The 19224-nt window shown below is 66.9% G+C and carries 20 protein-coding genes; 7 read left to right on the plus strand and 13 right to left on the minus strand.

Features of this window, described 5'->3' with window-relative positions; genetic code table 11:
• Positions 1-12: 12 nt before the first annotated feature.
• From CFB52_RS09570 to CFB52_RS09615, 10 genes are all read right to left on the minus strand, one after another.
• Positions 13-1023: an inorganic phosphate transporter gene (locus CFB52_RS09570; protein WP_059585265.1), complete on the minus strand. Its 1011-nt coding sequence runs from the start codon at positions 1021-1023 to the stop codon at positions 13-15.
• Positions 1024-1032: 9 nt separating this feature from the next.
• Positions 1033-1659, minus strand: a complete 627-nt coding sequence (locus CFB52_RS09575; RefSeq protein WP_059585264.1) for a DUF47 domain-containing protein — start codon at positions 1657-1659, stop codon at positions 1033-1035.
• 138 nt (positions 1660-1797) lie between these two features.
• Positions 1798-4221 (minus strand): replicative DNA helicase, encoded by a 2424-nt coding sequence (gene dnaB, locus CFB52_RS09580; protein ID WP_099316481.1) that lies wholly within the window; start codon positions 4219-4221, stop codon positions 1798-1800.
• A gap of 140 nt (positions 4222-4361) precedes the next feature.
• Positions 4362-4814 carry a 50S ribosomal protein L9 gene (rplI, locus tag CFB52_RS09585; protein ID WP_006486256.1) on the minus strand — a complete coding sequence of 151 codons (453 nt, stop codon included), beginning with the start codon at positions 4812-4814 and terminating at the stop codon, positions 4362-4364.
• Positions 4815-4841: 27 nt separating this feature from the next.
• Positions 4842-5117 (minus strand): 30S ribosomal protein S18, encoded by a 276-nt coding sequence (rpsR, locus tag CFB52_RS09590; protein ID WP_004193360.1) that lies wholly within the window; start codon positions 5115-5117, stop codon positions 4842-4844.
• Between the two features lie 4 nt (positions 5118-5121).
• A complete protein-coding gene (gene priB, locus CFB52_RS09595) occupies positions 5122-5421 on the minus strand; it encodes a primosomal replication protein N (RefSeq protein WP_011549649.1) in 300 nt (99 codons plus the stop codon).
• A gap of 40 nt (positions 5422-5461) precedes the next feature.
• On the minus strand, positions 5462-5836 hold the full coding sequence (gene rpsF, locus CFB52_RS09600; protein WP_099316482.1) for a 30S ribosomal protein S6: 375 nt from the start codon (positions 5834-5836) through the stop codon (positions 5462-5464).
• Between the two features lie 251 nt (positions 5837-6087).
• Entirely contained in the window at positions 6088-6984 is an 897-nt protein-coding gene (locus CFB52_RS09605) for an anti-sigma factor (protein WP_099316483.1), read from the minus strand.
• Positions 6974-7615, minus strand: a complete 642-nt coding sequence (locus tag CFB52_RS09610) for an RNA polymerase sigma factor (protein WP_099316484.1) — start codon at positions 7613-7615, stop codon at positions 6974-6976. Before CFB52_RS09610 ends, CFB52_RS09605 begins: the two co-directional genes overlap by 11 nt.
• Before the next feature lie 166 nt (positions 7616-7781).
• A complete protein-coding gene (locus CFB52_RS09615; protein ID WP_059585260.1) occupies positions 7782-8693 on the minus strand; it encodes a LysR family transcriptional regulator in 912 nt (303 codons plus the stop codon).
• A gap of 172 nt (positions 8694-8865) precedes the next feature.
• Here CFB52_RS09615 and gcl point away from each other — a divergent pair, with 172 nt between their 5' ends.
• The 4 genes from gcl to lysM all read left to right on the plus strand — a co-directional run bounded on the left by gcl (position 8866) and on the right by lysM (position 13356).
• A complete protein-coding gene (gcl, locus tag CFB52_RS09620) occupies positions 8866-10641 on the plus strand; it encodes a glyoxylate carboligase (protein ID WP_059585259.1) in 1776 nt (591 codons plus the stop codon).
• Positions 10642-10680: 39 nt separating this feature from the next.
• Positions 10681-11490 (plus strand): hydroxypyruvate isomerase, encoded by an 810-nt coding sequence (hyi, locus tag CFB52_RS09625; protein ID WP_059585258.1) that lies wholly within the window; start codon positions 10681-10683, stop codon positions 11488-11490.
• Between the two features lie 41 nt (positions 11491-11531).
• A complete protein-coding gene (locus CFB52_RS09630; protein WP_059585257.1) occupies positions 11532-12425 on the plus strand; it encodes a 2-hydroxy-3-oxopropionate reductase in 894 nt (297 codons plus the stop codon).
• A gap of 460 nt (positions 12426-12885) precedes the next feature.
• Positions 12886-13356: a peptidoglycan-binding protein LysM gene (lysM, locus tag CFB52_RS09640; RefSeq protein WP_059585256.1), complete on the plus strand. Its 471-nt coding sequence runs from the start codon at positions 12886-12888 to the stop codon at positions 13354-13356.
• A 106-nt stretch (positions 13357-13462) separates the two neighbouring features.
• On the opposite strand, the gene CFB52_RS09645 is transcribed toward lysM, so the two are convergent.
• The gene (locus tag CFB52_RS09645) at positions 13463-14485 is read right to left on the minus strand and encodes an asparaginase (RefSeq protein WP_059585255.1); all 1023 of its coding nucleotides are present in this window, start codon (positions 14483-14485) and stop codon (positions 13463-13465) included.
• A gap of 272 nt (positions 14486-14757) precedes the next feature.
• On the opposite strand from CFB52_RS09645, the gene CFB52_RS09650 reads away from it, so the two are divergent.
• The 3 genes from CFB52_RS09650 (at position 14758) to CFB52_RS09660 (ending at position 16594) form a co-directional block, all read left to right on the plus strand.
• On the plus strand, positions 14758-15048 hold the full coding sequence (locus CFB52_RS09650) for a PsiF family protein (protein WP_059585254.1): 291 nt from the start codon (positions 14758-14760) through the stop codon (positions 15046-15048).
• A 267-nt stretch (positions 15049-15315) separates the two neighbouring features.
• Positions 15316-15765, plus strand: coding sequence for a hypothetical protein (locus CFB52_RS09655; RefSeq protein ID WP_059585253.1), 450 nt, complete (start codon positions 15316-15318; stop codon positions 15763-15765).
• Positions 15766-16006: 241 nt separating this feature from the next.
• Positions 16007-16594, plus strand: coding sequence for a YSC84-related protein (locus CFB52_RS09660; protein ID WP_059585252.1), 588 nt, complete (start codon positions 16007-16009; stop codon positions 16592-16594).
• Positions 16595-16706: 112 nt separating this feature from the next.
• On the opposite strand, the gene CFB52_RS09665 is transcribed toward CFB52_RS09660, so the two are convergent.
• Both CFB52_RS09665 and CFB52_RS09670 read right to left on the minus strand, forming a co-directional pair.
• A complete protein-coding gene (locus tag CFB52_RS09665; protein ID WP_060316529.1) occupies positions 16707-17771 on the minus strand; it encodes a glycosyltransferase family 4 protein in 1065 nt (354 codons plus the stop codon).
• Positions 17772-18035: 264 nt separating this feature from the next.
• Positions 18036-19211: an AAA family ATPase gene (locus CFB52_RS09670; protein WP_089464836.1), complete on the minus strand. Its 1176-nt coding sequence runs from the start codon at positions 19209-19211 to the stop codon at positions 18036-18038.
• Positions 19212-19224 lie beyond the last annotated feature (13 nt).

A 19224-nucleotide genomic window follows, 5' to 3' on the forward strand; every position in this document is an offset into this window, starting at 1 on the left:
AAGTGTCGGCGATCAGAAGATCTGATGCCCGAGCCACCAGCCGCCAGCCGCGAACAGCGCGGCCGCCGGCAACGTCAGCACCCACGCCCACACGATGTTGCCGGCGACGCCCCAGCGCACGGCCGACAGCTTCTGCGTCGCGCCGACACCGACGATCGCACCGGTAATCGTGTGCGTGGTCGACACGGGAATGCCAAGGAACGATGCGACGAACAGCGTGATTGCCCCGCCGCTTTCCGCGCAGAAACCGCCGACCGGCTTGAGCTTCGTGATCTTCTGGCCCATCGTGCGCACGATGCGCCAGCCGCCGAACAGCGTGCCGAGGCCCATCGACAGGTAGCACGCGCCGATCACCCACGCCGGCGGCGCATCGGCGGTGGCCGACGCGTAGCCGCTCGCGATCAGCAGCATCCAGATGATACCGATCGTCTTCTGTGCGTCGTTGCCGCCGTGGCCCAGGCTGTACAGCCCCGCCGACAGCAGCTGCAGCCGGCGGAAACGCCGGTCGACCTTGCTGGGCGCGGTACGGAAATACAGCCACGACACGCCGAGCATGAACAGTGAACCGAGGATGAAACCGAGCAGCGGCGAAATGAAGATGAACGCGATCGTCTTCAGCAGCCCGTCGATGTTCAGCGAGCTCCAGCCCGACTTCGCGAGCGCCGCGCCGACGAGGCCGCCGATCAGCGCGTGCGACGAGCTCGACGGAATCCCGTAGTACCACGTGATCACGTTCCAGCCGATCGCGCCGACCAGCGCGCCGAACACGACGTAGTGGTCGACGATCTCGGGATCGATCGTGCCTTTACCGACGGTCTGCGCGACTTTCAGGTGGAAGATGAAATACGCGATCACGTTGAACGCGGCCGCGAACACCACGGCCTGCTGGGGCTTCAGCACCCCGGTCGACACGACGGTGGCGATCGAGTTCGCCGCGTCGTGAAAGCCGTTCATGAAGTCGAATACGAGCGCGACGAGCACGAGCGTCGCGACCATCCATAGGGCGAGTTGTATCGAATGCATGTGGTCCGCTCAGGCGTTTTCCAGCACGATGCCTTCGATGATGTTCGCGACGTCCTCGCACTTGTCGGTGATCTCTTCCAGCAGCTCGTAGATCGCCTTCAGCTTGATGAGCGTCTTCACGTCGTCTTCCTCGCGGAACAGCTTCGACATCGCCGCGCGCAGCACGCGGTCGGCTTCCGACTCCCAGCGATCGATTTCCTCGCACTGCTTGAGGATCTGCGCCGACTGCTTCATGTCGGACAGCAGGCCGACGGCCTGCTGCACGTGTTGCGCCGACTGCGTGACGATATGCGCGAGCTGGCTCGCCTCGGACGTGACGGACTGCACGTCGTACAGCGACACGGCCGTCGCGACGTCCTCCATCAGGTCGAGGATGTCGTCCATCGTCGTGATCAGCTTGTGGATCTCGTCACGATCGAGCGGCGTGATGAAGGTCTTGTGCAGCAGATCGATCGCCTCGTGCGTGAGCTTGTCGGCGGCCTTCTCGGCGATTTGCACGTTTTGCTTGTGAATCTCGGCGTCGACGAGATTGTCGATCAGCAGTTCGAGCTCGCGGCCACCGGAAACGATGTGCTTCGCGTGCGAGTTGAAGAGTTCAAAGAACTTGCCCTCGGTGGGCATGAATCGACCGAACATGGGATTCCTGAGAGATTGTCAAACTACTGTCACGAAAACGGGCGACATTGTACCGGTTCCGGTCGCGACGCGACGTGCGCATATGCGCACGCCGGGATTGGATACAACATTTGGCGAAATAGGTGTTTACAACCGGCTTTACTCGCCGTAGAAGGTCTGCGCCCCGGCAAAATTGTCGAACTTCGTGTATTGCCCCAGGAACGTGAGCCGAACGGGCCCGATCGGGCCGTTACGCTGCTTGCCGATGATGATTTCGGCCGTCCCCTTGTCAGGGCTGTCGGGATTGTAGACCTCATCTCGATAAATGAACAGGATCACGTCCGCATCCTGTTCGATTGCGCCCGATTCGCGCAGATCCGACATCACCGGCCGCTTGTTCGGGCGCTGTTCGAGGCCGCGGTTCAGCTGCGACAGCGCGATCACCGGCACGTCGAGCTCCTTCGCGAGGCTCTTCAGCGATCGCGAGATTTCCGAAATTTCGGTCGCGCGGTTCTCGCCCTGCGACGAACCCGACATCAGCTGCAGGTAGTCGACGATGATCAGGCCGAGCTTGCCGCATTGTCGCGCGAGGCGCCGCGCGCGCGAGCGCAATTCCATCGGATTCAGGCCGCCCGTCTCGTCGATGAAGAGCTGCGCCTCGCTCATCTTCTGCACCGCGTGCGTCAGCTTCGGCCAATCCTCGTCCGTCAGGCGGCCGGTACGCATCCGGTGCTGGTCGAGCCGGCCGATCGAGCCGAGCATACGCATCACGAGCTGGGTGCCCGGCATTTCCATCGAGAACACCGCGACCGGCAACCCGTACTCGACCGCGACGTATTCGCCGATGTTCATGGAGAAGGCCGTATTGTGGGTCACGACGTAATCGTCGGTCACGTACAGCCGCGACGGATGCGAGACCGAAATGCATTGCGTGGCCGTCCGGCGCGTCGGCTCGATGCCGGCGATGACCGGCATCTTGCGACGCACACGCCCGCCCGTCAGCCGGTCGCGCTTGCCCTGGAACAGGAACAGGCTCTGCGGATCCGGATGACTGATCGTGCAAACGTAAGCCGTCGCACCGGCCTTGCGTTCGCCGTCGACCGTGAAGCTCGTCGCCTTTTCGGCAATCTGGCACCACGCACCGAGCGAACGCGCCAGTTCGCGCACGTCGCTCGCCAACTGCGCGCTGGCGGTCGAATAACGCACCGCCCCCCACGATTCGACCCAGCCGTCCGTGTCGAGCAGCCCGCGCAACAAATCCAGCCGCGCGTCCTTGTCCGCATCGAGGTAGAGGCGCGGGATGAACTTGTCGTAGCTCGTCCTCCCCCACACACCGAGCTGCTCGAGAGCAGCCTTGAGCGGGTTGGCGGACGGCCGGGCTTCCGCGGCCGTCGACGGCCGGCGCTTGATGCGCCAGTCGTGCTGGCCCGCGTATTCGAGCTCGAGCGACGCGTCGACACGCGCGCGCATCCGGCTCAACGTTTCCTCGGCCTTCACGCTGAAACGCACGGCAGTCCCGCCGAGCGCACCGTCGCCCAGCAGCGCGCCGAGCACCCACGGATCGATCGGCAGCGCCTCGCGATGACCGAACTCGCCGCTCGGCATGTCGATCCACAGCCGGTTCCGGTAGCGTTCGCGCGTCAGCAACGTGCGAATCTCCGCGGTCGACAGTACGCGCGGCTTTTCCCACTCACGGAAATGGACGCACCACAGGTGCTCGTCGCAGCATTCGGCCGAACGCCCATCCGAAAAGCGGACCCGATACACCTGGCGTTCGCCCTGCGGGTAGATCCCGGTCACGATCGACGCTGCGCCGTCGACCGAAGCAAGTGCATCACCGACTGCCAGCTCACCCATCGGCTTCCAGCCCGTCAGCGTCTTGACGCGCGCATCGAGCGGCTGGGCCTTACCCATCGACGGTCTTCCGGCCACGATGATCAGCTCGCCGCCGTGCATCCCGGACGTCATCCGGTCGAGGTCGACGAAGCCGGTCGGCGTGCCGGTGACGTCGCTCGGGTTCGCGGTGTGGTACAGCGTGTCGATGCGCTCGACCACCTGGGTAAGCAGCGGGCCGATCTCGAGGAAACCCTGGTTGCCGCGCGCGCCCTCCTCGGCGATCGAGAAGACCTTCGATTCGGCTTCGTCGAGCAGCTGGCGGACTTCCTTGCCCTGCGGATTGAAGGCGTCGGCCGAGATCTCGTCGGCGACCGACACCAGCCGGCGCAGCACCGCGCGGTCGCGCACGATTTCCGCGTAGCGGCGGATGTTCGCCGCGCTCGGCGTGTTCTGCGCGAGGGCGTTCAGGTACGCGAGCCCGCCGACGTCGTCGGCCTTGCCGGACGTGGTCAGCGCTTCGTACACGGTCACGACGTCGGCCGGGCGCGTCGACGCGATCAGGCGGCCGATGTGCTCGTAGATGATCCGGTGGTCGTAGCGGTAGAAGTCGCCCTGCGACAGGAAATCGGCAATCCGGTCCCATGCCGCGTTGTCGAGCAACAGGCCGCCGAGCACCGACTGCTCGGCTTCGACCGAATGCGGCGGGACTTTCAGCGATTCGATTTGGGGATCTTGCGGCGCGTTCATGGGTTGGGATTATCGCGAATAGATGGCGGCAGCGCTACCACCGCTTGCCGGCGATCGGGCAATAAAAAAGGCAGGCCCCGGTTGCCCGGGCGCCTGCCCTTGTCCGGACGACGGAAGCCGCCCGGCAAGCTTGCATACGCTTACGCGTGGTCGCCGATCACGTTGATCGTGACGTCGACGACGACGTCCGTGTGCAGCGCGACTTGCACGTTGTGCTCGCCGATCATCTTCAGCGGGCCTTCCGGCATGCGCACTTGCAGCTTCTCGACTTCGTAGCCTGCCTTCTTCAGCAGTTCCGCGACGTCGCCGTTCGTGACCGAGCCGAACAGACGGCCGTCGACGCCCGACTTCTGCGTGATTTCGAACGACTGGCCGTTCAGCTTCTCGCCGACTGCCTGCGATGCTGCCAGCTTTTCAGCGGCGATCTTTTCGAGTTCAGCGCGGCGCACTTCGAATTCGGCGATCGCTTCCTTCGTTGCACGGCGAGCCTTGCGGTTCGGGATCAGGAAGTTGCGAGCGTAACCGTCCTTGACCTTGACGATATCGCCGAGGTTGCCCAGATTGGCGACTTTTTCCAACAGAATGATTTGCATTCGAATTCTCCTTATTGCGTCGCCTGATTACGCCTTGTGCTGATCGGTGTACGGCAGCAGCGCGAGGAAACGCGCACGCTTGATGGCCGTATCCAGCTGACGCTGATAGTGCGCCTTCGTACCCGTCAGACGAGCCGGCGTGATCTTGCCGTTTTCGCCGATGAAGTCCTTCAGCGTTTCCGTGTCCTTGTAGTCGATCTGCTCGACGCCTGCAGCCGTGAAACGGCAGAACTTCTTGCGCTTGAAGAGCGGGTTTTGTTGCTGACGACGCTTGTCGAATTTCTTACCAGTCGGGCGGGCCATGATTTCAGTCCTTTCCTGTGTCCTGCAATGCAGTGATGTGAAACACCAAGGTTCTCGCGTTGCGGCTTTTCTTGGCCAGAAAGCCCGTGAACAGCGTCTCGACGCCCATTTCACGACTTTCCAGCTTGCCGCTCGCCTCACCGGCCGCCACCGCCTCGATCGTCATTTCGACCTGACGGGGAATGCCTGCTTCGACGACTTCCGTGCGGTGATGCAATGTGGCGCTTGCGATCGGAACACCGGCCGGCGTATATCGCACCGGTGCGCGTTCGACGACGCTCGCCGTCAATTGCAACCTGTTCACGTGAGTGGCGCGCTCCTTGATGGCTTAATAAGTGACGAACTTAAGCCTGCGCTTCGGCCGGCTGAGCAGCAGCCGCCTTCTTGGCTTCTTCGCGCTGAACTTCCTTCATCATCGGCGACGGGCCGGTTTCGGCCTTCTTCATCTTGACGATGAGGTGACGCAGCACGGCGTCGTTGAACTTGAACGCGTGTTCGAGTTCGTCGAGCGTCGCCTGGTCGCACTCGATGTTCATGCAGACGTAGTGAGCCTTCGCGAGTTTCTCGATCATGTAGGCCAGCTGGCGACGGCCCCAGTCTTCGACACGGTGGATCTGGCCGCCGTGCGACGTGATCGTGGACTTGTAGCGCTCGATCATCGCGGGCACTTGCTCGCTTTGATCCGGGTGCACGATGAATACGATTTCGTAATGACGCATTACACACTCCTTGTGGATTAAAGCCACCCGGGCGTCTGAACCGGTGTGGCAAGTGAGAAGCCGAAGATTCTAACCCGGTTACGGGGCGCATGCAAGGCCAATCGACGATCGGCAGACGGATTCGGCCGTGTTTTCAAAGACTTGAGCAGGCATGCGGGCGGCCGCGGCCGACATGCGGGCGGCCGCGGCCGACATCCGGCCCTTCCACGGCCGGGGTCGGAACACGCGTGCGCCGCCCCTCGGCCGCGCCGTCATTCGCTGCGCGCGCCGGCAAGCCGCGCGCCCAGGGCCGTCCGGAACGCCGCGAGCGCCGACGGCTCGGCGTCGGTCACGGCCCACCACGTCATCCCGGCCGCGTTCCAGCGGTCGAGCGCATAACCCTGCGACACGGTCGTGTACGGGGCCGCCGGCCGTTCGCCGGCCGGCTGCACGTAGACGTCGACCACGTGCTGCCGGTGGCGGTAGACGAGCACCGCGACACGGCGACGCCCGACGTAGTCGAGCCGGCCGCCGACCAGCGCGAAGCCGTTCTTGGCGAGATCCTCGACCGGCGGCGCATAGTCGAGCCGGCCGTTGAACCACGGCTTGACCGTGTGCTGGTCGGTCGAGATCACGTCGATGGCGCGCGCCGACAGGTCGGCCCGTACATGGCTCGCGACGAGTTCGTCGACCGTTCGCTCGGTGTCGGCGTGGCGGGCCGACCACGCCATTCCGCCCGCCGCCGCGAGCGCCATCAACAGCGCGACGCCCCAGCCGAGGCCCGGCAACGCGGCCACGCGCGGCCACGCGCCGGTCGATACCGGGCGTGCCGACCCGCCCCGCCCGGTCAGCCAGGAGAACCAGTCGCGTGCGCGTGGCCGCCGTGGCGGCGGTGACTGCCGTTCAGGCCGGGGCGCGGCCCGCGATGGTTCACGGGCAGGCGCATCGGCCGCGGCCGGCAGGCTCGCAAGAATGCTCGCCCGCAGCGCGTCCGGCGCGCGGTGATAATCGGCCTGCCGCACGGCCTGCACCAGCGTGACGATCCGCGCGCGTTCGCGGCGGCACGCGTCGCACCCGTCGACATGCTGCTGGACCCGCAACGCATCGGGCGCCGACAGCTCGCGGTCGACGTCCGCGTCCAGCAACGCTCGCGCTTCGTTACAGTCCATCGATAGCCTCCGATGCGGTTCCGCCCGCCGGCGTCCGGCCCGGCCGGCCTTCGGTCGTCGGCGCCGGCGCGGCGCCCAGCAGCGCGGCGAGCTTGCGCCGGCCGCGCGCGAGCCGCGACATCACCGTGCCGACCGGCACGTCCGCGATCGCCGCGATCTCGCGGTAGCTGAGGTCCTCCATCTCGCGCAGCACGAGCACCTCGCGGTATTCGGTCGGCAGCTTCGCGAGCGCCGCATTCACGAGCCGCACGTTCTCGCCGCGCAGCAGATGCGCGAGCGGGTCCTCCGTCGCCGGCTGCCAGTCGTCGGGCACGTCCGCGTCGTCGAGCGTGTCGGGCAGCGCCACCTCGTGCGCATGCGTGCGCCGCCGCCACTCGGTGTACCAGGTGTGGCGCACGATCGTCAGCAGCCACGGCCGCGCGTTGTCGCCGCGACACGAATCGACGAAGCGCAGCGCGCGCATGCACGCGTCCTGCACGACGTCGTCCGCATCGCCGGCGCTGCCGCTCAGCCAGCGCGCGAGGTTGTACGCGGCGTCAAGATGCGGCAGCACGAGCATGCGAAACCGCTCGCCGCGCGCGGCTGCATCGTCCGCCGCCCGTTCATCGACCGCCTGTCCGGCTTGCCCCACATGGCCTCCCTGGTCCCGGCGGCCGACGCCGCGCCCGTTCCGCGCCCGGCGCCCGGACAGACCGGCAACGTGCGCGCTCGATGACCTTACCGCTGCTGCGTCGAGTTTATTCCCGCGCCGCACGCATGCAGCGTAAAAAATCGCAGGCGGCCGGGCGCGCCGGCCGTTACGGCGTGGTGCTCCAGTAACCGGGGCGCGCATACGCTTCGCGCAGGTAGTCGATGAAGTAACGCACGCGCGCCGGCACGTAGCGCTGCTGCGGGTAGACGGCGAGGATGTCGTAGTCGGGCAGCGCGTATTCGTCGAGCACGGTCTCGAGTTCGCCCGTTTCGAGCTGCGCGGCGATCTCCCACGTCGAGCGCCAGCCGAGCCCGAGCCCCTCGGCCACCCAGCGGTGCAGCAGCTCGCCGTCGTTGCAGTCGAGATTGCCGGTCACGCGCATCGTCGCGATCTTGCCGTGACGCTGGAAATACCAGCCGCGGTTCTGCCCGCCCTGCAGGTTGAACGCGAGACAGTTGTGCTTGAGCAGGTCGTCGAGCGATTTCGGCCGGCCGTGCCGGCGGAAATAGTCGGGCGTGCCGCACACCACGCGCCGGTTCGACGCGAGCTTCACAGCGACGAAGTTCGGATCGACCGCGCCGCCGATCCGGATCGACAGGTCGTAGCCTTCGCGCACGAGATCGACGACGCGGTCGGTCAGGTTGAACGACAGCTGCATCTCCGGCTTGTCGGCCAGGAAGCCGGGCGCGTGCGGCGCGACGTGCTTGCGGCCGAACGCGGCCGGCGCCGACACGATCAGGTGCCCGCTGACCGCGCGCCGGCCGGCAGCCAGCTCGTTCTCGGCCTGATCCCATTCGGACAGCAGCCCGCGGCAGCGCTCGAGGAACGCGGCGCCCTCCTCGCTGACCACCAGCCGCCGCGTCGAGCGGTACATCAGCTTCACGCCGAGGCGCTTCTCCAGCGCGTCGATGCGCCGCCCCAGCACCACCGGCGACACGCCCTCCTCCAGCGCCGCCGCCGCGAGGCTGCCGGCATCGGCCACGCGCACGAACGTCTCGATCTGCTTGAAGCGGTCCATCTCCCGTCTCCGTCTTGGCTCCGACACCGGCGGGAAGCCCCGTCCGGCCGTCATTCCATACTTTTAGTTTCGAAATAAGCGACTTCGGCTGATCTTATCAAACCTTTCCTGCATCCCTAAAGTGTCCCCAACAGACCGATTCGCACGATCCGCCATATTCAAGGAGACATTCATGGCCAAGATGAGAGCCGTCGACGCAGCCGTACTCGTGCTCGAGAAGGAAGGCATCCAGACCGCGTTCGGCGTGCCGGGCGCGGCGATCAACCCGTTCTACTCGGCCATGCGCAAGTCGGGCGGCATCAGCCACGTGCTCGCGCGCCACGTCGAGGGCGCATCGCACATGGCCGAAGGCTTCACGCGGGCGGCGCCGGGCAACATCGGCGTGTGCATCGGCACGTCGGGCCCCGCCGGCACCGACATGATCACCGGCCTCTACTCCGCATCGGCCGACTCGATTCCGATCCTCGCGATCACGGGCCAGGCGCCGCGCGCGCGCCTTTACAAGGAAGACTTCCAGGCCGTCGACATCGAATCGATCGCGAAGCCGGTCACCAAGTGGGCCGTCACCGTGCGCGAACCGGCGCTCGTGCCGCGCGTGTTCCAGCAGGCGTTCCACCTGATGCGCTCGGGCCGCCCGGGCCCGGTGCTGGTCGACCTGCCGATCGACGTGCAGCTCGCCGAAATCGAGTTCGACATCGACACGTACGAACCGCTGCCGGTCTACAAGCCCGCGGCCACCCGCGCGCAGATCGAGAAGGCGCTCGCGATGCTCAACGACGCGGACAAGCCGCTGATCGTGTCGGGCGGCGGCGTGCTCAACGCGGCGGCCGAAGACCTGCTCGTGCAGTTCGCCGAAACGGTCGGCGTGCCGGTGATCCCGACGCTGATGTCGTGGGGCGCGATTCCCGACGATCACCCGCTGATGGCCGGCATGGTCGGCCTGCAGACGTCGCACCGCTACGGCAACGCGACGATGCTCGCGTCCGACTTCGTGCTCGGCATCGGCAACCGCTGGGCGAACCGCCACACGGGCAGCGTCGAGGTCTACACAAAGGGCCGCAAGTTCGTGCACGTCGACATCGAGCCGACGCAGATCGGCCGCGTGTTCGGCCCGGATCTCGGCATCGTGTCCGACGCGAAGGCGGCCCTCGAGCTGTTCGTCGCGGTCGCACGGGAATGGAAGGCCGCCGGCAAGCTGAAGGACCGCGGCGAGTGGGTGTCCGAGTGCCAGGCGCGCAAGCGCACGCTGCAGCGCAAGACGCACTTCGACAACGTGCCGGTCAAGCCGCAGCGCGTGTACGAAGAGATGAACAAGGTGTTCGGCCGCGATACCTGCTACGTCAGCACGATCGGCCTGTCGCAGATCGCCGCCGCGCAGTTCCTGCACGTGTTCAAGGCACGCAACTGGATCAACTGCGGCCAGGCCGGCCCGCTCGGCTGGACGATCCCCGCCGCACTCGGCGTGCGTGCGGCCGACCCGAGCCGCCCGATCGTCGCGCTGTCCGGCGACTACGACTTCCAGTTCATGATCGAGGAGCTCGCGGCCGGCGCGCAATTCAAGCTGCCGTACGTGCACGTCGTCGTGAACAACTCGTACCTCGGGCTGATCCGCCAGGCGCAGCGCGCGTTCGACATGGACTACTGCGTGCAGCTCGCGTTCGACAACGTGAACGCGCCCGAACTGAACGGCTATGGCGTCGACCACGTGGCCGTCGCGGAAGGCCTCGGCTGCAAGGCGCTGCGCGTGTTCAAGCCGGAAGAGATCGAGCCGGCGCTGCGCCAGGCGCAAACGCTCGCGGAAGAGTTCAGCGTGCCGGTGGTCGTCGAGGTGATCCTCGAGCGCGTGACGAACATCTCGATGGGCACCGAGATCGACGCGATCAACGAATTCGAGGAGCTCGCCGAAAAGGCCGAGCACGCACCGACCGCGATCTCGATGCTCGACTGAACCGCACGACATTTTTGACCGACCGAAGAGGCTTAGCTCATGCCGAAGTTTGCTGCAAACCTGACCATGCTGTTCAACGAAGTGCCGTTCCTCGACCGCTTCAAGGCGGCCGCGGACGCGGGCTTCGACGCCGTCGAGTTCCTGTTCCCGTATCCGTACGCGAAAGAAGAACTCGCCGAGCGGCTCGAGACGCACGGCCTGCGCCTCGTGCTGCACAACCTGCCCGCCGGCAACTGGGACCAGGGCGAGCGCGGCATCGCGTGCCTGCCCGATCGCGTCGGCGAATTCCAGGAAGGGGTCGGCCGGGCGATCGACTACGCGAAGACGCTGAAGGTGCCCCAGCTAAACTGCCTCGTCGGCATCCCGTCGGCGAGCACCGCGCGCGACAAGACGTTCGTGACGATCGTCGACAACCTGCGCTTCGCCGCCGATGCGCTGAAGCGCGAAGGCATCCGCCTGCTCGTCGAGCCGTGCAACCGCTTCGACATCCCGGGCTTCGCGCTGAACCGGTCGTCGGAAGGCCTCGACGTGATCCGCGCGGTCGGGTCGGACAACCTGTTCCTGCAGTACGACATCTATCACATGCAACGCATGGAAGGCGAACTGGCCGCGACGATCGAACGCAACCTCGCGTCGATCGGCCACGTCCAGCTCGCGGACAACCCGGGCCGCAACGAGCCGGGCACCGGCGAGATCAACTACGCGTTCCTGTTCGCGCTGCTCGACCGGCTCGGCTATGCCGGCTACGTCGGCTGCGAATACAAGCCCCGCACCACCACGACGGAAGGCCTCGGCTGGCTGCAAAGCGTGGCCGGTTGCGCACCGGCCTCGGCGCGTCGCGCCGCCTGAGTCGCACCCTTTCCGTTTTCAGCCCCACAGGAGACTTTCACATGGCAACCATCGGTTTCATCGGCCTCGGCATCATGGGCGCGCACATGGCGCGCAACCTGCTCAAGGGCGATCATCAACTTGTCGTGAACGGCGCGTTTCCGATCCCGGACGATCTGCGCGGCAGCGCCAAGGTCGTCGCGAACTCGACCGAAGTCGCGCGGCACGCGGACATCATCATCTCGATGGTGCCGGACACGCCGGACGTGCGTAACGTGCTGTTCGCCGACGACGGCGTCGCGAAGGGCCTGAGCGCCGGCAAGCTCGTGATCGACATGAGCTCGATCTCGCCGCTCGACACGCAGGCATTCGCGAAACAGATCAACGCGCTCGGCTGCGACTACCTCGACGCGCCGGTGTCCGGCGGCGAAGTCGGTGCGCGCGAAGCGACGCTGACGATCATGGTCGGCGGCCCCGAGAAGGCGTTCGAGCGCGCGAAGCCGCTGTTCGAGAAGATGGGCAAGAACATCACGCTCGTCGGCGACAACGGCGCGGGCCAGACCTGCAAGGTCGCGAACCAGATCATCGTCGCGCTGAACATCGAAGCGGTCGGCGAAGCGCTGCTGTTCGCCGCACGTTCGGGCGCCGATCCGGAACGCGTGCGCCAGGCGCTGATGGGCGGCTTCGCCGCGTCGCGCATCCTCGAAGTGCACGGCGCGCGCATGACCAAGCGCACGTTCGACCCGGGCTTTCGCATCGAGCTGCACCAGAAGGACCTGAACCTCGCGCTCGACGGCGCGCGCAAGCTCGGCCTCGCGCTGCCGCACACCGCGAGCGCGCAGCAGTTGTTCAGCGTGTGCGCGTCGCACGGCGGCAAGGCATGGGATCACTCGGCACTCGTGCGCGCGCTCGAGATCATGTCGAACTTCGAGATCGGCCAGACGCCGGCCGCGTAACGCGGCCGCAGCAACGCGCGTTTGTGCTGCGATGGCGGACGCGCGCGACGAATGATTGCGATCCGGCCGCGGCCGGTCGCATCGATGCGCGGCGCACATGCGCATCACGGTGGGGCGCCCCGCCCTGCATCGCCAACGGCATGCGGGACGGGGCGAAAAACGCCGCTCTGGGCTGAGAGCGGCGTGGTGGGGTCCGCAGCGGCACCCGGCGGCGCCGGGGAAGCCTTGGTCGGTCAGACGTCGTCGTCGGGTGTCCGCCTGTCGGATTTCGCGTATTACATTTCTTTACGTTCGAGCGTGCGATTTTTCATGCAATCGTCGCGTTGAACGCCTACACTTTCGCCACGCCTTTCGAGAAAACCGCCGCGCCTGCGTTTCCCTCTGGAGACCGCACCCAGCGCGGTGTTTTTTTCGCCACTTCACGGCGCGTTTTCTTTTCAACCACCTAAGGAGTGCAACGATGGGTCTTCTTTCGTTTATTAAAGAGGCGGGTGAAAAACTGCTGGGTCACGCCGATGCACAGGCAGCGGAAGATCCGAATGCCGCGAACCAGACCGCGGCCGATGCGATCAAGAACTACATCAACTCGCAAGGTCTCGACACGTCGAACCTGACCGTCGCGTTCGACGGCGCGTCGCGCACCGTCACGCTGTCGGGCAGCGTCGCCGATCTCGACACGAAGGCGAAGGTCAAGGTCGCGGCCGGCAACGTGCAGGGTGTCGCGGGCGTCAACGACGACGGCCTGCAGCCGGACGATCCGGAAGTGCGGTACCACGACGTGAAGCCGGGCGACACGCTGTCGGCGATCGCCAAGGAAGTGTACGGCGACGCGAACAAGTACCCGGCGATCTTCGAGGCGAACAAGCCGATGCTGTCGAGCCCGGACCGGATCTACCCGGGCCAGAAGCTCGTGATTCCGCCGCAGTCCTGAGCATTCACGCAGCGCTGATGCAAAAAAGGCAGGCCGCTCGGCCTGCCTTTCTTCATGGGCGACGCGCACCGCGCGATCGGCGCGTGTCGATCATCCCGTCATCGAATCACAGCGTATCGAACGCGCGCTGCAATGCGTCGCGATCGTGAATGCCGTTCGCGAGCGCGAGCATCAGCAGCACGCGCGCCTTGAACGGGTGCAGCGAGCCCGCGCTCACGAAACCGAGTGCATCGTCGCTCGCGGCGCCGTTGCGCATCACGTGCCCCGACCCGACGCGCGACGCACGGACCACCGCCACGCCCGCATTGACCGCATCGGCGAGCGCCGCCTGCAGCGTCGCATGAATCGACCCGTTGCCGGTGCCCGCGACGACGAGGCCGCGCACGCCGGCCCCGACGAGCGCATCGACGGCCGTGCGCGTCACGCCCGCATAGCTCGCGACGACCTCGACCGGCGGCCAGCTTGCCGCGATCGCCAGTTGCGTGTCGCGCGTGCGCGTGATGCGGCGCGCGAATTCGACGCGGCCGTCCTGTACCCAGCCGAGCGCCCCGAGCTCCGGCGACTGGAACGCGTCGACCGCATAGGTGCTCGTCTTCACGACGTCGCGCGCGCCGTGGATCCGGTTGTTGAACGCGACCAGCACGCCCTGCCCGCGCGCGGCCGGATGGGCGGCCACCGTCACCGCGTTCAGCAGGTTCAGCGGGCCGTCGGACGACAGCGCGGTCGCCGGCCGCATCGCGGCCGTCAGCACGACCGGCTTGTCGCCCCGGACGACCAGATGCAGCGCGTACGCCGTTTCCTCGAGCGTATCGGTGCCGTGGGTGATCACGATGCCGTCGATCGCGGGATCGGCCATCAGCGCGTCGATCCGCGCGGCGAGCGTGTTCCACAGCGGCAGCGCGAGATCCTTGCTGTCGATGCTGGCGATCTGCTCCGCGTCGATGCGCGCGACCGACGCGAGCGCCGGCACGGCGTCGACCAGGAAACTGACGCCGAGCGCGCCGGCCTGGTAGCCGGCCGTGCTGGCCGCGTCGGGCGCGGCGCCGGCGATCGTGCCGCCGGTGGCAAGTACGGCGATGCGCGGCAATGTCGCCGCGGACGAAGGGGATGCGGTGTTCGATGTATTCATGGCCGCGATTGTAATGGCTCGCGGCCGCGAGCCGACAGGTTCCGGCGCGACGGGCCGGCGCCGGCCGCCGCGCGTCATGGTTTGTCCCGATCTCCTGGCCGCGTGCGCCGTCAACGGCCATGGCGTCCGCAACGTTATAGAAAGTGCCGTTTTGGTGTTTTCACCTTGATTTGCCATAATCGGAACGCGTGGTGCGATGTGGCCCTGTCCACGTCGCGTCGAGCTTCATGACGGCGTCGATCACGCGCAATTCACCCCATGGGAGTGTCGAAATGAAAATCCAATCGCTCGTAGCCGCACTGCTTCTCGGCGGCATGCTGGCTTCCCCCGCCTTCGCGGCGAACAGCCAGCAGGACAAGATGAAGGCCTGTAACACGCAGGCAGCCGGCAAGACGGGCGACGAACGCAAGGCGTTCATGAAGGACTGCCTGTCGGCGAAGCCCGCGAAGGCGATGACGCAGCAGGAAAAGATGAAGGCGTGCAACACGCAGGCCACCGGCAAGAAGGGCGACGATCGCAAGGCGTTCATGAAGAGCTGCCTGAGCAATCAGCCGGCCGCCTGAGTTCCGGCGCTCCCGTCTCGAATGCCGCGCACCGCTTCGGCGGGCGCGGCATTTTCATTTTCGTTGCACGCGCATCGACGCGCACACACCGCCTCCCTCCCCGTTTTCCGGCCCGCCGTCCCGACGCCGCCACAGGGGCGGTAATTCGGGTGCGGCAATTCGCCGCGTTTTCTTCTATGATGGCTGCAACGCGGCCCACCCAAGACCAAGAAGCGCCATCGGGCCGCCCTCGAGACGAACGCGCACGCGCGTCAAACGGAGGCCTGGATGGCATGGAGACAACACCGCTGGTTTCGCCGCTGGCTGATCGTGATCGTGTTCTGGGCCGTGCCCGTCGCGATCGTCGCCGTGCGCGAGATCCGCGAGGAAATGGCCTACAACAAGGCCGACCTGCAGCTCGCGCTGACCACCTGGCAGCTCACCGACGCGCAGCAGGCCGCCGGCGCCGCCGCGAAGTGCCGCGGGGATGCCGACGAGGCGCGCGCGGCCGGTTGCCCGGCCGATGTGCTGGCCGCCAACGCGCCGCGCCAGCAGGCGGCTCGCGACGAATACGTCGTGCGCCGCAATACGCTCGCCGGCTACCTGTGGCATGCGTTCGTCGGCTACTGGGTCGTCCCGGCCGCGTTCCTGTTCGCGTGCGGCGTCGTGATCGCGCTGATCCGTCGCGCGCTGCGCCGCCCGCCGATCAAGCCGCCCGTTCCCCCCGTCACGCACTGACACCGGCGCGCCGCGGGCGCCGCCCCCGCAATCGCCCGCACGTTCCCGCACGACGCCCCTGTGCGAGGCATGCGTCGCGCGGGCGCCGCTTCGTCCGTTGGCGCGCCGCGACACCCGCGCGCGATTTGACGCTTTTTCACGTGGCAACGAAAAGTGGCCCTGATCCGCTGTGATATAACTGCCGACGTGATCCGCTCCTTGAGCGAGACTCACTCCGAACATCATCCGATGGAGAACAACGATGCAAAAACGGACTCTTGTGCTCAAAGCCGCCGCCGCGCTCATCGTCGGTAGCCTCGCGCTCACCGGTTGCACCACCACCCCGGACAAGCCGGACAATGCCGCCACCAACGCGTCGAAGCGTCAGTCGATCGACGCGAGCGTCGACGCCACGCTGTCGCGCATGTACTCCACCGTCAAGGGCTCGCGCGAGCTCGTCGCGAAATCGCGCGGCGTGCTGGTCTTCCCCGAAGTGCTCCAGGCCGGCTTCATCGTCGGCGCCCAGTCCGGCAACGGCGCGCTGCGCGTAGGCGGCAGCACCGTCGGCTACTACAACACGTCGTCGCTGTCGGTCGGCCTGCAGGCCGGCGCGCAGTCGAAGGCGGTCGTGTTCCTGTTCATGACGCAGCAGGCGCTCGACGAATTCCGCAGCTCGGACGGCTGGGCAGCCGGCGCCGGCGCATCGGTCGCGCTCGTGAAGATGGGCGCGAACGGCGCGGTCGATTCCAACACGGCCACCGCGCCGATCCAGGTCGTCGTGCTGACGAACGCCGGCCTGATGGGCGACGTGTCGATCAACGGCACCAAGGTCACGAAGCTCAAGATCTGACGTTGACGCACTGCCCGGGCGCTGCGCGCCGGGCATGCGCAAACGGCGATGTCCTCGCGGGCATCGCCGTTTTTTTATCCGCCCGCGCCGCGCGCCAGGTCGGCCAGGCCGCTCAGGTCGTCGAGTCGATCACCTTGAAGCGCGAGCGCTTCTGCGCGCGGATCACCGACTGGTACACGTCCACGTACTGCTGCGCCATCCGGCGCGACGTGAAGCGCTCCTCGAAGCGCTGCCGTACGCGCGCACGCGGCAGCAGGTGCAGCCGGTTCACCGCGGCCACCGCGCTGATTTCATCCTCGACGATGAACCCCGACACGCCCTCGTCCACCACTTCGGGCACCGCGCCGCGGTTGAATGCGATGACCGGCGTGCCGCACGACATCGCCTCGATCATCACCAGGCCGAACGGCTCCGGCCAGTCGATCGGAAACAGCAGCGCATGCGCGCCCGACAGGAATTCGGCCTTCTCGTGATCGGCGATCTCGCCGATGTACTCGACGTGCGGCAACGCGAAGAGCGGCTTGATCTCGCGGTCGAAGTATTCCTGGTCGGCCGCGTCGATCTTCGCGGCGATCCGGATCGGCAGCCCGCACTGGCGCGCGATGCGGATCGCGGTATCGACGCGTTTTTCCGGCGAGATGCGGCCGAGGAACGCGAGATAGCGCGGCTCGACGGGCTGCGGCATGTACAGCGTATCGGGCAGCCCGTGATAGACGGTCGTCAGCCATTTCGCCTGCGGCAGCGGCTGGCGCTGTGCATTGGAGATCGAGATCACCGGCGCGGTGTTGAAGGTGTCGAACACCGGCTGCTGCTCGGGCAGGTCGAGCCGGCCGTGCAGCGTCGTCACGTAAGGCGTTTCCTGCCGGTTGAAGACCGAGAACGAGTAGTAGTCCATGTGGAAATGGAGCACGTCGAAATCCTTCGCGCGGCGCGCGACCGTCTCCATCAGCAGCATGTGCGGCGCGACCCGGTCGCGGATCGACGAATCGAGCCGCAGCGCGCGCGGCCACACGGCCTCGAGCGTCGCCCGCGTCGTCGAATCGCCGCTCGCGAACAGCGTCACATCGTGGCCGAGGTCGACGAGCGCCTCGGTGATGTAGGACACGACGCGCTCCGTGCCGCCGTACAGCTTCGGCGGCACGGATTCGGTCAGCGGGGCGATCTGGGCAATTCTCATGGTCCACGTCTCCTGTGTCCTGTCCGTTGCGGTACGGCCGGCGGGATGGCGCGCTTGCGTACGCCCGCCGTGCGTCCATGCGGCGCCGGCCGGCGTGGCGCCAGCCGAATATCTCATTATTATTCGCGATCCCGATGAGCGGAACCGCTGGTCTTTCATTTTTTGGGGGTTGTTACAGACCGGATACATTCGGCCGACCGGTCACGGCCGCGTCGCAGCGGGGCCCGGCCGGGCCGATCACGCCCCAGGCGCACCGTCAGGCTGTCAACGCGACGGCCACTTCCAGGCCGGCAGGTCGCGCGAGTCGGCATCGACGAGCGCGGTCGCGCCGAGCTGCTTGTCGAGCACCAGCGATTCGCAGCCGGCCTCGCGCTCGAGCGTCGCGATGAGCCGCGCCGCGTGCGACACGACCAGCACCTGGGAACGCCGGGCGGCCTGCGCGATCAGGCGGCCGAGCGCCGGCAGCAGATCGGGATGCAGGCTCGTCTCCGGTTCGTTCAGCACCATCAGCGCCGGCGGCCGCGGCGTCAGCAGCGCGGCCGCGAGCAGCAGGTAACGCAGCGTGCCATCCGACAGCTCGGCCGCCGACAGCGGCCGCAGCAGCCCCGGCTGGCGCATCAGCACGTCGAAACGGCCGCGGCCGCCCGGGTTGTCGATCTCGACCGACGCACCGGGAAACGCGTCGTCGATCGCCGCGTCGAGCGCCGCGGCATCGCCGATTTCGCGGATCGTCTGCAGCGCGGCGGCCAGGTCGGCGCCGTCGTCCGCGAGCACCGGCGTATGCGTGCCGATGTGCGACTGGCGCGCCGGCGCGTGCGCATCGGTCCGGAAATGGTCGTAGAAGCGCCACGAGCGAATCCGTTCGCGCACCGCGATCATCTCGGGCGCGCCGGTCGGATCGGCGAATTCGGTCATCATGCTGTCGAAGCTCGCGACCGGCTGCGGGATCGTCAGCCAGTCGCCCGACGCGGTACGCGCGCGGATCTGCGCGCCCTGCCGGTCGACCAGCAGCGTGGACGGGCGCAGCACCGCGCCGCCCCAGATGCACTCGCGCTTGACCACCGGGTCGAGCGCGAACTGCGAACGGCTCGGCAACGGCAGGCCGAGATCGATCGCATAGCCGAAATCGTCGCACGCGAAACCGAGCTTCAGGCTCACCGGGCCCTTGCGCACCGTGCCCGTCACCGGCACCTCGCCGGCCAGCATCGCGCGCGAGAAGCGCTCGGGGCCGGCCCACAACGTCGACGGCAAGCCGCCCTCGCGCGCGAGCGACGGGATCACGCGACCCTGTGCGGTGTCGGCGAGCAGCCGCAGCGCGCGGTACACGCTCGACTTGCCGCTGCCGTTCGGGCCCGTGACGACGTTGAGCGCCGCGAGCGGCACGATCAGCTCGCGCAGCGAGCGGTAATTGGCGATGGCAAGCGTCTTCAGCGCGGTCATGGGAACGGGAAAT

Source organism: Burkholderia sp. AU18528, assembly GCF_002223215.2.
Classification (GTDB): Bacteria; Pseudomonadota; Gammaproteobacteria; order Burkholderiales; family Burkholderiaceae; genus Burkholderia; species Burkholderia semiarida.

Coding starts and splice junctions, on each gene's coding strand:
- CFB52_RS09575 (WP_059585264.1), bottom strand. CDS start 1,659: ATGTTCGGTCGATTCATGCCCACCGAGGGCAAGTTCTTTGAACTCTTC.
- CFB52_RS09645 (WP_059585255.1), bottom strand. CDS start 14,485: ATGAATACATCGAACACCGCATCCCCTTCGTCCGCGGCGACATTGCCG.
- rplI (WP_006486256.1), bottom strand. CDS start 4,814: ATGCAAATCATTCTGTTGGAAAAAGTCGCCAATCTGGGCAACCTCGGC.
- CFB52_RS09655 (WP_059585253.1), top strand. CDS start 15,316: ATGGCATGGAGACAACACCGCTGGTTTCGCCGCTGGCTGATCGTGATC.
- gcl (WP_059585259.1), top strand. CDS start 8,866: ATGGCCAAGATGAGAGCCGTCGACGCAGCCGTACTCGTGCTCGAGAAG.
- dnaB (WP_099316481.1), bottom strand. CDS start 4,221: ATGAACGCGCCGCAAGATCCCCAAATCGAATCGCTGAAAGTCCCGCCG.
- CFB52_RS09670 (WP_089464836.1), bottom strand. CDS start 19,211: ATGACCGCGCTGAAGACGCTTGCCATCGCCAATTACCGCTCGCTGCGC.
- lysM (WP_059585256.1), top strand. CDS start 12,886: ATGGGTCTTCTTTCGTTTATTAAAGAGGCGGGTGAAAAACTGCTGGGT.
- rpsR (WP_004193360.1), bottom strand. CDS start 5,117: ATGGCCCGCCCGACTGGTAAGAAATTCGACAAGCGTCGTCAGCAACAA.
- hyi (WP_059585258.1), top strand. CDS start 10,681: ATGCCGAAGTTTGCTGCAAACCTGACCATGCTGTTCAACGAAGTGCCG.
- CFB52_RS09570 (WP_059585265.1), bottom strand. CDS start 1,023: ATGCATTCGATACAACTCGCCCTATGGATGGTCGCGACGCTCGTGCTC.
- rpsF (WP_099316482.1), bottom strand. CDS start 5,836: ATGCGTCATTACGAAATCGTATTCATCGTGCACCCGGATCAAAGCGAG.
- CFB52_RS09615 (WP_059585260.1), bottom strand. CDS start 8,693: ATGGACCGCTTCAAGCAGATCGAGACGTTCGTGCGCGTGGCCGATGCC.
- CFB52_RS09630 (WP_059585257.1), top strand. CDS start 11,532: ATGGCAACCATCGGTTTCATCGGCCTCGGCATCATGGGCGCGCACATG.
- CFB52_RS09605 (WP_099316483.1), bottom strand. CDS start 6,984: ATGGACTGTAACGAAGCGCGAGCGTTGCTGGACGCGGACGTCGACCGC.
- CFB52_RS09660 (WP_059585252.1), top strand. CDS start 16,007: ATGCAAAAACGGACTCTTGTGCTCAAAGCCGCCGCCGCGCTCATCGTC.
- CFB52_RS09665 (WP_060316529.1), bottom strand. CDS start 17,771: ATGAGAATTGCCCAGATCGCCCCGCTGACCGAATCCGTGCCGCCGAAG.
- CFB52_RS09650 (WP_059585254.1), top strand. CDS start 14,758: ATGAAAATCCAATCGCTCGTAGCCGCACTGCTTCTCGGCGGCATGCTG.